The organism is Myxococcales bacterium (assembly GCA_023898405.1).
Classification (GTDB): Bacteria; Myxococcota; UBA727; order UBA727; family JABDBI01.
In genome coordinates, this window is the sequence record CP060221.1 from 1,508,968 (window position 1) to 1,522,277 (window position 13,310).

The 13,310-nt window shown below is 40.2% G+C and carries 14 protein-coding genes and 1 pseudogene; 11 read left to right on the plus strand and 4 right to left on the minus strand.

The genetic code is table 11. The features are described 5' to 3' along the window. Positions 1–10: 10 nt before the first annotated feature. The 9 genes and pseudogenes from H6731_06870 to H6731_06910 all read left to right on the plus strand — a co-directional run bounded on the left by H6731_06870 (position 11) and on the right by H6731_06910 (position 8,218). Positions 11–721, plus strand: coding sequence for a hypothetical protein (locus tag H6731_06870; GenBank protein USN49991.1), 711 nt, complete (start codon positions 11–13; stop codon positions 719–721). Positions 722–907: 186 nt separating this feature from the next. After that, a complete protein-coding gene (gene sfsA / locus H6731_06875; GenBank protein USN49992.1) occupies positions 908–1,618 on the plus strand; it encodes a DNA/RNA nuclease SfsA in 711 nt (236 codons plus the stop codon). 163 nt (positions 1,619–1,781) lie between these two features. Then, positions 1,782–3,632, plus strand: a complete 1,851-nt coding sequence (locus H6731_06880; protein USN49993.1) for a 2-oxoacid:acceptor oxidoreductase subunit alpha — start codon at positions 1,782–1,784, stop codon at positions 3,630–3,632. Beyond that, positions 3,629–4,615 carry a 2-oxoacid:ferredoxin oxidoreductase subunit beta gene (locus H6731_06885; GenBank protein USN49994.1) on the plus strand — a complete coding sequence of 329 codons (987 nt, stop codon included), beginning with the start codon at positions 3,629–3,631 and terminating at the stop codon, positions 4,613–4,615. The genes H6731_06880 and H6731_06885 overlap by 4 nt, the downstream gene beginning before the upstream one ends. 141 nt (positions 4,616–4,756) lie before the next feature. Beyond that, a complete protein-coding gene (locus H6731_06890) occupies positions 4,757–6,646 on the plus strand; it encodes a VacB/RNase II family 3'-5' exoribonuclease (protein ID USN49995.1) in 1,890 nt (629 codons plus the stop codon). Between the two features lie 89 nt (positions 6,647–6,735). Beyond that, a pseudogene (locus H6731_06895) lies at positions 6,736–6,870 on the plus strand (transposase). Between the two features lie 245 nt (positions 6,871–7,115). Then, the gene (locus H6731_06900) at positions 7,116–7,526 is read left to right on the plus strand and encodes a hypothetical protein (protein ID USN49996.1); all 411 of its coding nucleotides are present in this window, start codon (positions 7,116–7,118) and stop codon (positions 7,524–7,526) included. 11 nt (positions 7,527–7,537) lie between these two features. Next, complete coding sequence (locus H6731_06905) at positions 7,538–7,798, plus strand: hypothetical protein (protein ID USN49997.1); 261 nt, start codon at positions 7,538–7,540, stop codon at positions 7,796–7,798. A 108-nt stretch (positions 7,799–7,906) separates the two neighbouring features. Further along, the gene (locus H6731_06910; protein USN49998.1) at positions 7,907–8,218 is read left to right on the plus strand and encodes a hypothetical protein; all 312 of its coding nucleotides are present in this window, start codon (positions 7,907–7,909) and stop codon (positions 8,216–8,218) included. A gap of 288 nt (positions 8,219–8,506) precedes the next feature. On the opposite strand, the gene H6731_06915 is transcribed toward H6731_06910, so the two are convergent. The 4 genes from H6731_06915 to rsfS all read right to left on the minus strand — a co-directional run bounded on the left by H6731_06915 (position 8,507) and on the right by rsfS (position 10,884). Continuing rightward, the gene (locus H6731_06915; protein ID USN49999.1) at positions 8,507–9,478 is read right to left on the minus strand and encodes a zinc transporter ZntB; all 972 of its coding nucleotides are present in this window, start codon (positions 9,476–9,478) and stop codon (positions 8,507–8,509) included. A 192-nt stretch (positions 9,479–9,670) separates the two neighbouring features. Next, entirely contained in the window at positions 9,671–9,964 is a 294-nt protein-coding gene (locus H6731_06920; GenBank protein ID USN50000.1) for a hypothetical protein, read from the minus strand. A gap of 74 nt (positions 9,965–10,038) precedes the next feature. Further along, positions 10,039–10,503 (minus strand): 23S rRNA (pseudouridine(1915)-N(3))-methyltransferase RlmH, encoded by a 465-nt coding sequence (locus H6731_06925; protein ID USN50001.1) that lies wholly within the window; start codon positions 10,501–10,503, stop codon positions 10,039–10,041. After that, entirely contained in the window at positions 10,504–10,884 is a 381-nt protein-coding gene (gene rsfS, locus H6731_06930; protein ID USN50002.1) for a ribosome silencing factor, read from the minus strand. Positions 10,885–11,180: 296 nt separating this feature from the next. On the opposite strand from rsfS, the gene H6731_06935 reads away from it, so the two are divergent. Both H6731_06935 and H6731_06940 read left to right on the plus strand, forming a co-directional pair. Then, a complete protein-coding gene (locus tag H6731_06935) occupies positions 11,181–11,555 on the plus strand; it encodes a hypothetical protein (GenBank protein ID USN50003.1) in 375 nt (124 codons plus the stop codon). Between the two features lie 84 nt (positions 11,556–11,639). After that, the gene (locus H6731_06940; GenBank protein USN50004.1) at positions 11,640–13,301 is read left to right on the plus strand and encodes a benzoyl-CoA-dihydrodiol lyase; all 1,662 of its coding nucleotides are present in this window, start codon (positions 11,640–11,642) and stop codon (positions 13,299–13,301) included. Positions 13,302–13,310 lie beyond the last annotated feature (9 nt).

The window sequence follows — 13,310 nt, forward strand, 5'->3', positions numbered from 1 at the left end:
GGCAAAGACTATGAAATCGCATAATTTTATTAGCACCGTGCCGCTTGATTTTGAGCTTGGCACATTTTTAACAGTGGCAATTGATGATGACCATGAGCTTTTAAGTCAAATTGATAAAAAATCTACGCCCATACTGTTTTTTGCTGGCAAAGAAAATTCCCAATCCATGTGGCATGAGGATTTTTTTGCTCAGGTTGTGGAAAAATTTGTAAAAGCAGCTCATGTACTCAAAGAAAGAGGAATGAAGCGTGCGGTCATTGCTGTCCATGATGATGGGCTATTAATGCGAATTCTTTCCCCTCGCTTTAGCGATTGGTCTATTGAAAAGCGCATGGAGATTGTGCTTGAAATTTTTTTAAAACTTTCGGCCATATTCGAAGATGTGTGGGTTTTGCTGTCGGTTGAGGAGATGATTCCTGGAGGTATGGATGCATATGATGGAATCAAAATAGCGCGTGCTCTAGAAAAATTAGGGCTTAAGACGCTGATCGTTACCAGTGGTACCAAAGATTTTTTGCCTCTTTATCAGCGCAAAATAACCAAGAAAAAAATTTCTCAAGAAAAAGATTTTAACTCTCATGAGCCGAGTCTTTCATCTGCGCTTTGGGTGCTACAGTCATGCACAGTGAAGGTATGGGCCTATTGCGATCTTGATGATGAGAAAAACGCTCTAGAAATTGCTTGCAATATTGGGCTTGTGGGAATTATTCGAAGATCATGATCGTTAAAAATAGGCGTGCTCAAAGTTAAAATGATACAAATTGTATAATGCTAAGGGCATGTGATGTGTTTTTGAATGCACTTTATATGCTCGCTCGTTCCTTCGAAGGGCCTATTGCGGGCTCTTTGTTTTTTGGCAAAGTTCGTCTCTATGAAAAAATAATTATGTAATGTGCGAGTTAATGTGATGAACTTTAGTAAGCCGGCCATGGTGGGAAAATTATTGTGCCGCCGAAAGCGTTTTTTTATGGACATAGTATTGCCTAACGGAGAAGAGGTGGTGGCTCATATTGCCAATACCGGATCGATGCTTGGTTTGATCGATGCGGGCAATGAAGTTCTTTTGACCAAAAACGACGATCCTAAGCGGACACTCAAATATTCGGTACAGGCCATCAAGATCGGCTGTGAGTGGGTGGGAGTTAACACTATGCTTCCTAACCGTTTGATAAAAAATAGTTTTTCTCACGCCTGTATGGAAGATTTTCATCATTACCAAACTGTTAAAACGGAAGTAAAATATGGCATAGAACAGCGCTCAAGAATCGATTTTTTACTAAGCGAGAGTTTAAAGGATCAAGCAGATTGCTACCTTGAAGTTAAAAATGTCACCCTGATGAAGAATGGTATAGCTCAATTTCCAGATGCTGTTTCAACTCGGGCGCAAAAGCACATTGATGAACTCATGTTTATGCGATCACATGGATTTGAGGCGGCTTTAATTTTTTTGGTGCAACGGGGAGATTGTAGCTATTTTTCGCCTGCTTCTCATATCGATAAGATTTACGGAGAAAAACTGGCCGATGCTGCGCAAAAAGGACTTATTATCAAAGCCTTAGTCGCTAAGCTAAGCGAAACAGGGGTGCTTCTTAGTCACGAGATTGACTGCAAAATATAATTGGAATATCAACCCAATAAGTTTTCTCATATAGAAGCAGCTATTTACTGTATTGTTAATGCCCAATATTTTTGGCAACCTTATTTTTTTATGTGCCGAAAATCTGCATGCTGTTTGTGCGTGCGAGATTAAAAATGCTGTTTGCGAAATTAAGGACTTGATTATGGAGAAAGAGCCATCTTTCCTGCGTAGTGCCATTGTGCGTTTGGCTGGAGACTCAGGCGACGGTATGCAATTACTCGGAAGTGAGTGGGTAAAAGCCTGTGCTCACGACCGCAATGATCTTTCTACCATGCCTGATTTTCCTGCTGAAATTCGAGCCCCAGCCGGTACTTTGGCTGGAGTCTCAGGTTTCCAAATTCAGTTTGCTAATCATAAAATTTTTACCGCGGGGGATCAGCCTGAGGTTTTAGTTGCCCTCAATCCGGCTGCACTCAAAGCCAACATCAAAGATCTGAGTGCGGGTGGTCTTTTGATCGTCAACAGCGCCGCGTTTAGTGAACTCGCGCTTAAGAAAGCTGGCTATAACAATAATCCTTTGGAGGATGGTTCGTTAAGCAGCTTTCAGCTTATTGCCATCGATATGAACAGCCTTCTGCGTTTGGCATTGAAGGAAACCGAGCTGAGTACACGCGAGATACAAAAGTGCAAGAATTTCTTTTGTCTGGGCCTGCTTTATTGGCTTTTCTCTCGCGATCAAGAAAAAGAACTTCGTTTTATCGAAGAAAAATTTAGCAATCGCTTGGAGTTAAAAAAAGCAAATCTCTTGGCTTTTCAGGCGGGATTTTTATATGGGGAAAATACCGAGACTTTTCCTGCGCCAAAAATCGTCAATGAGGCGCCCTTAAAGCCAGGTATCTATCGAGCACTCACAGGTAACAAGGCTTTGGCTCTTGGTCTTATTACTGCCAGCGCGAAAGCAAACTTAGAGCTTTTTTATGCAAGCTATCCCATCACACCTGCTTCAGATGTTTTGCATGAGCTTGCTCATGCACGAGCTTTTGGAGCCACCACCTTTCAAGCAGAGGACGAGATGGCAGCTATTTGCGCAGCCATTGGAGCATCCTACGGTGGAAGCCTTGGCGTTACGGCAACTTCTGGGCCAGGCTTTGCCCTAAAAGCAGAAGCGCTTGGCTATGCCGTGATGGTGGAGTTGCCTTTGATTGTTATCGATGTGCAACGAGCAGGCCCATCTACGGGAATGCCAACCAAGACTGAACAAGGGGATTTGTTGCAAGCAATTTATGGCCGTCATGGCGAAGCACCTTTGCCGGTGATCGCGGCATTTAGCCAAGAAGATTGTTTTAATGCGGCCATTGATGCTGCAAGAATAGCCATCAACTTTATGACCCCTGTAGTGATTTTAAGCGATGCCTTTATTGCTAACAGTTCAGCGCCTTGGAAAGTTGCCAAACTTGAAGAGATTGAACCCATTGCCCTCAATCATGAGCCTTACTCAAAGCCGTTTAGGGCCTATGAGAGAAACAAACAATTTTTATCTCGTGCGTGGGTGCTTCCTGGAAAAGAAGACACCATCCATCAGCTAGGTGGCTTAGAAAAGGATATGCTTTCTGGAAAAGTGAGCTATGATCCAGACAATCATCAACGCATGAGTGTGATCCGCTCCCAAAAAGTTGACAAGGTAAAGAAGCATCTTCCTGCTCCAGAATTATTTGGAGATAAAGAAGGAGATGTTTTGTTGGTAGGTTTTGGGGGAACTTTTGGCGCGATTCGCCAGGCAACTATAGATTTGCAAAATGAAGGGCATCGTGTGGCACATCTCCACATTCGACTTATGAATCCTATTCACGATGAAGTTGGGGATATGATGCGGGGCTTTAAAAAAGTTGTTGTGGTGGAACAAAATCAAGGGCAGTTGAGAAAAATATTGAGAGCGCAGTTTTTGATAGATGCGAGCGGTTTCACCAAGATGACGGGAAAACCATTTTTGGTAGAAGAAATTATTAGTCACGTAAAAAATAGTGGTGCTATTGCACATGAGGCAAGACGATGAAGGGCTTGACCAGAAAAGATTATCAAAATGAAAATGAAGTGCGCTGGTGCCCTGGGTGTGGTGATTACGCCATTTTGGCTACTGTGCAAAAAACACTAGCAGATTTATCAATCAAAAAAGAAAATGCTGTATTTGTGTCTGGTATTGGTTGTGCTGCGCGTTTTCCTTATTACATGAATACCTATGGTCTTCACACCATTCATGGTCGTGGTCCGGCAATTGCTTCTGGTCTAAAGTTAGCTCGGCCTGAACTAGACGTATTTTTGGTAACGGGTGATGGAGATGGCTTGTCCATCGGTGCAAGCCATTTGCTTCATTTGATTCGTAGAAATATCGATATTACCGTTTTGTTATTCAATAATCAGATCTATGGCTTAACAAAGGGGCAATATTCACCTACTTCTTTGAGAGGGCAAAAGGCAAAGTCAACTCCATTTGGCTCTCTAGAAGAACCCATCAATCCTGTTTCCTTTGCGCTTTCAGCAGGAGCTGGTTTTGTTGCACGGGCAATTGATAACGATGCTGTACATTTGGGGAATGTTCTTAAGGCTGCTATTGAGCACAAAGGAACCTCTTTTGTAGAGATTATGCAGACGTGTGTAGTGTTTAATGATGATGCATTTGAACATGCGCGAGACAAAAATCAAAAAGACCACAATGTTCTTGTGTTGAAGGACAACGAGCCACTTTTATTTGCTCAAGGACTAAAAGGCATCGGGTTTGATACCGATAAGCTAACACCTATCTTAGTTAATGGTCATGATGCGCGATTAATGCTTCATGAACCAAAAAATTCATTGAAAGCTTCTATTTTAGCTTCTATGCAATGGCCTGAATTTCCTTTGATGATTGGTGTATTTCGTAATGTGGAAAGACGGACCTATGAAAGTTTGAAAGATGCTCAGGATAAAGATGTTAAAGCACGGGCAAAGAGCACACAAATTCAAGATTTATTGTATGGCTCAAATACGTGGTGCGTATAAATTGAAGATTTTTATCCCCTTTATTATCTCATTTAACATAAAGATTGTGCGGCTTTAGTGTTGGTGTTATAGTGGCTCAAAGCCTGCATTTAGCAAAAAATTAAAGTTTCAATCTCACGTAAAGCTTATTGAAAGTACCTCATGAAAAAAAATAATAACTCTTCCGAACATCCCAAGAATTTCATTAAAACCACCAAAGTTTATAGAGACAAAAAAATAATCATTGGCCACTACCATAAACGTGGTGCCGAAGATTTTGTTATCTCTGCTAATAGGCACTATAGAGTCAAAAGAATTAGTTCTAAGATCGAATTACCTATTGCTCAAAAGGCCAAAGTCAAAGCTTTGCTACAGCATGACGATGAGCTGGGGCAAACAGTAATGGTGCTTAAAGTCATGGCACCAGAGCTGAGCATCTCTGCTAAAACTGAGCGATTCTTGGCAGAGGCAGAAGTGCCCGTTGAATTTTCTAAACTAGCCTTAGAAGAGGCTGATATTTTTGGTTCTAAAGTTTCGGCTAAAGATAAAAAAAAGCGTACGAATCTCAGCGAACTTGCACTGTGCACAATTGATGGTGAGACCGCCAAAGATTTTGATGATGCGGTTTTTGCTAGGCAGAAAAATAGCTCTATTGAGGTGACAGTAGCCATAGCTGATGTAAGCCACTACGTGAAAATAGGATCAGCTCTGGACGAAGAGGCTCATTTAAGAGGAACCAGCATATATTTTCCCGGCCATTGTGTGCCCATGTTGCCTGAGCAGTTGAGCAATGGTCTATGCTCCTTAAGGCCAAATGTTGATCGTCTTGCTTTGTCGGTAAGTTTTGAAATAGGACCCAAAGGCGGAATCAAGCATGTCAAACTTAAAGAATCACTGATCTGCAGCAAAGCGCGACTGACCTATAGTCAGGTTCAAGATTTCTACGATAAAAAGCTTAAATCACAAAAACTCATACCTAAAGATGTGCAAAAAAGTTTGGTGATGCTTAAGAAAGCAGCGACTATTTTGCGCAAAGCACGTCAGCGCCGTGGCGCTATTGATTTTGATATTACTGAAAGCGTAATCGCTCTTGATAACTTAGGAGAGCCAATATCAGTTAATCCATTAGATAGATTGGAGTCTCATAAAATTATTGAAGACTTGATGGTAGCTGCCAATGAACTTGTTGCGCAGTATTTTCAGGCAAAGAAAATTCCTAGTATATTTCGGGTTCATGAATCACCCAATGAAGAAAAATTAGAGAATTTTTTCAAAACTGCTCATGCATTTGGTGTGTTGAAGGGCGGCGTTAAAACTAACGCATCTCATGTAAATGATCCAAAAGATCTGCAAAAAATTATCAAAACTTTTGCCAATAGCGATTACAAAGAGACCCTCAACTCGCTTTTGCTTAGAGCTATGATGCAGGCGCGCTATAGTGAGAAAAATCTCGGACATTTTGGGTTAGCCTCTAAAGCATATTTGCATTTTACTTCGCCTATTAGACGTTATGCGGATTTAGTGGTTCACCGTCAGCTTCGCTATCAGTTGTTTGAGAAAAAGAGTCACAAAAAAATTCCTGAATCAAAGATGGCTTTAATTGCAGAGGCTATTACTCAAAAGGAAATCAAGGCCACCGATTTAGAACGAAAAATCAATCGTCTTTTTGCTGCATCTTTTATGTCTTCGCGGGTGGGAGAAGTTTTTGATGCTGTGATTGTTTCTTGCACTGAGTTTGGTTTTTTTGTGCGAGTGATCGAACATCACGTCGAAGGATTGGTGCATATTGCTACCATTGCTAAAACCCATGTGCATTTTGTAGCAGAAAAAATGTCTTTGGTTGTGAGCGGATCTAATCGAATAATAGCGGTAGGGCAGAAGGTTAAAGTAAGGCTTATCAATGTAAATATTGATCGTGGTCACATTGATTTTGAATTAGCCGAAAGAAAAGGCAGCAAAAGAACATCAAAAAAATCTCGCGGACCAAGCAAAAAAGCAGCTCTTAAAGCGAAGGAATCAAGTTCGCGTCCGGTCAAGAGAAATAAAAAATAGAGCTTAGAGACTATAAAAAATTGCGGTCGTGCCCCAAAATTGTTGTAAAGAAATATCCCTTCCCATTTGTTCACCGATAGAGTTTTTTGCGAAAGCATTTGACTCTACGAACAAGATTAAAACGGCTGGTGCTAAAAACTATTTATTTTTCTAAGTCCGATACTATGCGCGATATCGTGCTCGGATTTTTCATTAATAGATATGAATTTGGTCTTAAAATTTAGGTTTCAATAATTGGGGGAAATGACCGATATTTTTATGGCTATAAGTCGAGTGTTTTATATTGTTTTAAAGTGTATTTAAATTGTTAAGAACAAGTAATAAATTGCAAAGGTTTTTTGTGAGATTTATATCTTAATCATGCCAGCAAGGCATAAAAACTTCGGTTAAAACTAAAGAAATATAATTGTAAATCCAAAACTTATACTCGTTGATCTTTCTAGTATTGATTAAGTGGGAGAGTTCTAGGATGGTGGCAAGGTTTTTCATATTAATCGCAGTATTTTTTAATTTTATGCAAGCCTTTGCCTCAGCAGATGATTTGCCAGACCTATCGGGCAACTGGAAGTTGTATATTTCTAGTGATGAAGAAAACTTCCCCGAATATTTTTTTCTGACCATCAGCAAAAATCCCCACGAAGGCCCCCATGAATATCGTCTAAATTGCGATATTAAGATAGACAATCATGGCTTTTCGACTTTAAGTGCTAGAAACCATAATTTCCATCGGCATTTTATTTGGACATGGCTGGCGCCTAATGGAGAAAAAAAGACGCAAAATGTGATTATTAAAATGGACTCTTTTGAGAGAATTAACTTAGGCAATATTTATGATGGTAATTTCATTGAAATTGCTACGCTAGAAAAAATGCCTTCATAAAGAAAGAGTTTTTGGGTTTTTGCAAGCTCTATGAACATTTAGAAAATAAGATAATTGTTTTGCCCCAAAATGCTGGGCTTGATTGGTGGGCGTTTTCAAAAAAATCTTACGACGCTTCTTATACTCGAAGTCTCATGGAACATATCGATAATAAAATAGTTTGGAACATGGGCTTTGATTTGCCCATGATTAATATTAATCGGGGCAGTGACCATGGCTTAACTGGCTATTTATCAACTCGTTCGTTGTTTGATAATCAAAGTAACCCCTAAACGTATGAAAAATTCCCTAATTTGAATCTTTTCTACTAAGTCATTCCCTAACAAAAGCCAAAGCAGGATTTGGCCGATAACTGGTCGATTAAACAGGAGAGAAGAAATATGAGAATTAAAAATATGCTAATAGTTAGCATAGCTTTAGCTAGCTTCACCAGCATGGCTGCTCGCGATCGTTATATTAAAGTGAACTTAACTTGCACTAATCCGGGCTCGCACCAGGACGTTGCTAAAACTCCATCCATTACTAACAACACTAATAAAGCTGTTCCATGGAACACCACTATTTATTGGCAAGCTAGCGATGGCGATTCTGGACATATCGCTGGACCATTGGCGATAGGTGCAAGCAAGCAAGTTTTAGGAGCTCCCGGGAATGCTTATTCATGCACAGCCTATTATTGGTCAAAAATATAGGTTTTTAGTCATACCCAAACGTTGATGGAAAAGCGATGAGCCCCATCGCTTTTTTCTAGAATCTGGATTTTGTTGGTTGTAGCGTAAAAGATCGAGGTATTAGGTCCATATTTTAGGTTTCGATAGCTGGGTATTTTCAAAAAAATGCTTTTATACTCTAGTTATTTGACCGACCTTCAGATCTTTGCCATGCCTATTTATCCACAACAGCCCATACGATTGCCATAGTTTTTTGCATTGGTAATTAAATTGGGGGGCAAGGTTTGGCTGCACAGACATTGATAGTTTTTACATCATGCGTTTTTTCCTAAATAGGCCAAGCAAAGTAAGACCAATAAAAGCGCAGATGCTGCAGACAATGATAAAGGTCCAACTGTAACGTTCTCCAGGAATTCCTCTGACATTCATGCCCAACAGACCAGTAATAAATGTTAAAGGCAAAAAAATTACGGTAACCTGCGACATTATGTACATGCGCTTATTCATATTTTCAGAAATCTGATTGCTCAGCTCTTCAAAGCTCACTGCCGATTTTTCTTTGGCGGCGTCAAGTTCCTCAAGATATCTCACAATTTTTTCGATAGCTTCGCTTAAATTTATTTTGTCGTCTTCGCTGATAATTGGGTTTTGGCTGTTAAGCAGGGATTGCAGTGCCACACGCTGAGGAGCCAAATATCTTCTTAGAGAAATCACTTCTCTTCTTAGATCCATAATGGTTTCCCTCGAAATACGTGAATCGCTAGAAAGTACCTGCTCTTCTAAGTCTTCCACGCGATCTTCGAGCTTGTTAATAAAATTTTCAATTCGCTCATTGAGAAAATTATTGAGCAGTAAAAATAATTCCATGGTGCTCTTAGGGCTGTTCTGTGATGCTATGTGTTCTACCACGTTTTCTATGGCAAGAATTTTACGTCGCCTGCTCGTGATGAGCATATGTTTATTGAGAAATATTCGCACCGAAACCATATCCTCAGGATCTTGCCCTGGGTTGATATTAAGTCCGCGCAAAAATATGGTCATGCCGTTGGTGGTAGCTACGCTACGTGGTCTTGATTCTTTGGCGGTCAGAGCTTGGTACTCTAAGCTATCTAAGCCACATTTTTTTAGCCAGCTTTTTGGTTTTTGAGCTGAATAGTCAATGTGTACCCACAAAAAACCTTGAGCAGGGTCAAAATTTTCAATTTCAGCCCATTCAATTGCTCGTGCTCCGCCTTGGCAGTCAAAAATATAAGCTGCAATGAGGCCATCGTTATTGTGCATATTCTATCCCTTTTTCCAAAAATCATCACCAGTTTGAGCATACAACAGCCAGCAGTATAATTTATGCGATTAGAGAGAGCATAAAAAACATCGCCATCATCTGGCAGTGCAAGCAAATTTGGGACGATGATTGGAAAAATTTTTCTGCCACAAAAATTTCTTGTTTTAAAACATTATTCACAGTCTCTAATTCTATTCCCTGATAGTATGGCAACCAAAATGTTGTGTGCTCCAGTAACACTGGATTCTGTCTCTGCAGTAGCTTCGGTTATCAATATCTTCGCAGCTTTCGAATGTGCGGCGTGCTCTGCATGAATCTCTCATATCGCTCCAGTAACAGTTTTTATAATCTTTTTTGCATCGATATCGGCTCGTATAGGATAAACAATGTTGTTTGAGGAAGGCAGAGTCTGTATGAACTGTAATACTGGCAAAGGAAATATTCACCGATAGCAATAATGCTGTTGCGCCCAAAAATTTTTTCATATTTACCTCAAAATTTATTCGTTACAGCAGTGATGAAATTATTTTAAAAATTTTTTGAATTTTAAAACTGATTTTTATTTATGATACAAGCTTCCGCGCTGTATTTCATAAGCCCGATAGATTTGTTCTGAAAGCATTAAAAAAGCCATGCGGTGAGGCAGTGTCATATCTGAAAGGGAAAGATGTGCATCGCATTGGTGGATAATTTTTTCGCTCAGCCCAAAGGCTCCGCCAATGATAAAAGCTATTTTAGGCTGGCCAAAGCTAAAATTATTGAGCCAGCAAGAAAACTGTTCGGATGAAAATTTTTTTCCTCTATCGCTCAGTGCAATGCGGTAAAAGCCAGAGCTTTTTTGCCATAGATCTTGGCTTTCTGCCTCGATTCTTTGTGCTGCTCGATCTTCGTGGATAGCTTTTTTGGGATTGATAAAATGTGCTTGCGCGCCCCAGGGCGAGCGCACTCTTTTGAGGTAATCATTTCCTTCTAAGATAAGTGGATCTTTTAAGGCCCGAGTGGGCATGAAAAGCACAAATTTCATCTAGATATCAATTTTTGGGGCATCGATCCAAAAACCTTCTAAATCATAGTATTCACGCGCTGCATCGGTGAAACAGTGAAAGATAACATCGCCAAAATCAATCAAAACCCAAGAAGAAGTTTCAAGGCCTTCAACACCAAGAGGTTTAAAGCCATCTTTGCGCATGGTATCTTCTACGTTTCCAATGATGGCTTGTACCTGACGCTCGCTGGGAGCAGAGCAAATGACAAAATAATCTGCAAAACTAGTGAGTTTTGAAACATCGATGATACGAATATCGCTTGCTTTTTTATCGTCGGCTGCAAGGGCACACTTGCGAGCAAATGCCAATGTGTCGAGATTTGATTCGCTATTTTTTGTCAATGTAGATTGAGTTGCCATGATGTGAATATCTTCTTAAAAAAATCTGCCCGACAAGAGACTTCGTGCGAAAATCCAACTACTTGGAAATTTGTCACAGCTCGGCTCTATCTGTTTTTAGGCCAGGTTAGCATTACAGTCGCAGACTTTTGCATACTGCATGTAAAAGCACAACACCTGTCTGGGCTTGGATGATTTCTAAGTCTTTTTAGTTAGTTAAATAAAATTTAATAAACTGTTTTTTATGTATGATATTTATCTGTTTAATTGTTAGGTAATGAGCATTGAATAATAAGTCACAATAAAGGGTGAAAATTATGTTGAAACTATTAAATGTTTGTGTTTTTTCTTTGTTTGTAAGCTTTGCAGCATTCTCTAATCAAGATGTCCAATCAATGGGAAATGATGATACTCAATCTTTGGAATTGGGCCAAAATCAAGATCAGTTTTTGATCGATACTGTCAAAAGCGTTGTAAGCGGAATAAAAAACTTGGGAAGCAAGGTGATATCAGGCATTTCAAGTATTCTCGGTGGCGGATCAATCGATTGTGGAGAGATTAAAGACCAACTTAAAGCTGCAGGATACGAGAAGAAATCTGATCAAAAAGCTGCACTTCAGGCATCTATCGATGCAGGTGAATGTGGTGGCGATTGTAAAGGTTACGGAGACATTATCAAAAAATGCTACTAACTAAGAGAGACATCTAGTCTTTTTAGAATCAAACATGGCGTGATAAGCTTTCAGAAATTATAGTTTTTTTGAAAGGAGCACGCCATGTCTGCTAAGCAGTCTTTTGAACCCACGCACTTTTCTTTTTCAACTTCGCCGCACAATTATCAGCACCTCAAACTCAAAATCGATAATGACGAAGCTACTATTTTTTTTAGTATCAATGCCGAAAAAAGTTTGCGCGGTGACACACCTCTCAAACTCAACAGCTACGATTTAAGTGTAGACATTGAACTGCATGATGCCATCAATCGCCTAAGATTTGAGCATCCAAACGTGCAGGTGGTCACAATTACCAGTGTTCATCCGCAGATTTTTTGTGCGGGAGCAAACATCTACATGCTTAAAAAAAGCAGTCATGCTTTTAAGGTTAATTTTTGCAAATACACCAATGAAACGCGCCTTTACATTGAAGAAGCCTCTAAATATTCCAACAAAAAATTTATCTGCGCACTCAATGGCACGGCAGCAGGTGGCGGTTATGAGCTGGCTTTAGCATGCGACCGTATTATTTTGATCGACGACAAAAATGCCAACGTATCTCTGCCTGAAGTACCGCTTTTGGGAGTATTGCCAGGCACCGGAGGGCTTACCCGTTTAGTGGATAAACGAGCTGTTCGTCGCGATATTGCTGATGTTTTTTGTACATTGGCCGAAGGATTTAAAGGGCAAAAAGCTAAGGATCTCGGTTTGGTAGATGAAAGCTACGCTAAATCAAAATGGGATGAAGCTTTGGTTTTAGAAAAAGAAAAATACAAAAAAGCTGCTGAAAATCTCAAAGGTATCGATTGGCCTAGCATTGAGCCTAGGGTAGAAAATGAAGGATTTTCTTATGAAAACGTAGAAGTTTCCCTAAAAGCCAATCGCATCGCTCACATCACCATTAAGGCCCCAACAAAAGCTGAACCAGATAATAGTTCGAGCATGCTCGAAGCAGGCAGTGAGTTGTGGATATTAAAAACTTTTCGTGAACTTGATGACGCTATACTGCGTTTGCGCTTTTTTTATAAAGATTATGGCTTGTGGCATATCTCCACCAAAGGCGATCAAGACTTGATCTTGCAAGCTGAACGCCCGCTCTACGATGGACTCAAGCCCGATGCACACTGGTTTTTAAGAGAACTTTTACTTCATACTGGAAGAGTTTTAAAGCGCATGGATACATCTTCTCGCTCCATCATGTGCACGGTGGATGAATCATCTGCTTTTGCGGGTGTGCTTGCAGAATTATTATTTGTCGCCGATAGAAGCTATGCACTCGATACACCTGATTCTTCGCCAATTATTTTGAGCCCCATCAACAAGGGATTGCTTCTTGGTTGGAATGATTTAAGTCGGCTTGAAACCCGATTTTATGGTCACAAAGCTGAGCTTGAAGCGGCTTATCAACAATGTTGTGGTAAAAAACTTTCGGTTAATGATGCGCACAAACTTGGGCTTTTGACATTTGTTCTTGATGATATCGATTTTCCTGATGAGCTGCGTTTGGCTTTAGAAGAGCGAGCATCTTTGTCGCCTGATGCTCTTAGTACTATGGAAGCAAATTTACGTGCCGTAGGCCCAGAAACTATGGCAACAAAAATTTTTGGTAGACTTTCTAGTTTTCAAAACTGGGTTTTCATACGAGAAAATGCCACTGGGGCTCGTGGAGCTTTGACGAGTTATGGCGAAGCCACAAGAGCACAGTTCGATTGGGAAAGGGTTTAGCGTAGTACA

What these genes read in the sequence shown, in the direction of transcription:
- H6731_06870 (USN49991.1), top strand. Translation starts at nt 11, where the DNA reads ATGAAATCGCATAATTTTATTAGCACCGTGCCGCTTGATTTTGAGCTT.
- sfsA (USN49992.1), top strand. Translation starts at nt 908, where the DNA reads ATGAACTTTAGTAAGCCGGCCATGGTGGGAAAATTATTGTGCCGCCGA.
- H6731_06880 (USN49993.1), top strand. Translation starts at nt 1,782, where the DNA reads ATGGAGAAAGAGCCATCTTTCCTGCGTAGTGCCATTGTGCGTTTGGCT.
- H6731_06885 (USN49994.1), top strand. Translation starts at nt 3,629, where the DNA reads ATGAAGGGCTTGACCAGAAAAGATTATCAAAATGAAAATGAAGTGCGC.
- H6731_06890 (USN49995.1), top strand. Translation starts at nt 4,757, where the DNA reads ATGAAAAAAAATAATAACTCTTCCGAACATCCCAAGAATTTCATTAAA.
- H6731_06900 (USN49996.1), top strand. Translation starts at nt 7,116, where the DNA reads ATGGTGGCAAGGTTTTTCATATTAATCGCAGTATTTTTTAATTTTATG.
- H6731_06910 (USN49998.1), top strand. Translation starts at nt 7,907, where the DNA reads ATGAGAATTAAAAATATGCTAATAGTTAGCATAGCTTTAGCTAGCTTC.
- H6731_06915 (USN49999.1), bottom strand. Translation starts at nt 9,478, where the DNA reads ATGCACAATAACGATGGCCTCATTGCAGCTTATATTTTTGACTGCCAA.
- H6731_06920 (USN50000.1), bottom strand. Translation starts at nt 9,964, where the DNA reads ATGAAAAAATTTTTGGGCGCAACAGCATTATTGCTATCGGTGAATATT.
- H6731_06925 (USN50001.1), bottom strand. Translation starts at nt 10,503, where the DNA reads ATGAAATTTGTGCTTTTCATGCCCACTCGGGCCTTAAAAGATCCACTT.
- rsfS (USN50002.1), bottom strand. Translation starts at nt 10,884, where the DNA reads ATGGCAACTCAATCTACATTGACAAAAAATAGCGAATCAAATCTCGAC.
- H6731_06935 (USN50003.1), top strand. Translation starts at nt 11,181, where the DNA reads ATGTTGAAACTATTAAATGTTTGTGTTTTTTCTTTGTTTGTAAGCTTT.
- H6731_06940 (USN50004.1), top strand. Translation starts at nt 11,640, where the DNA reads ATGTCTGCTAAGCAGTCTTTTGAACCCACGCACTTTTCTTTTTCAACT.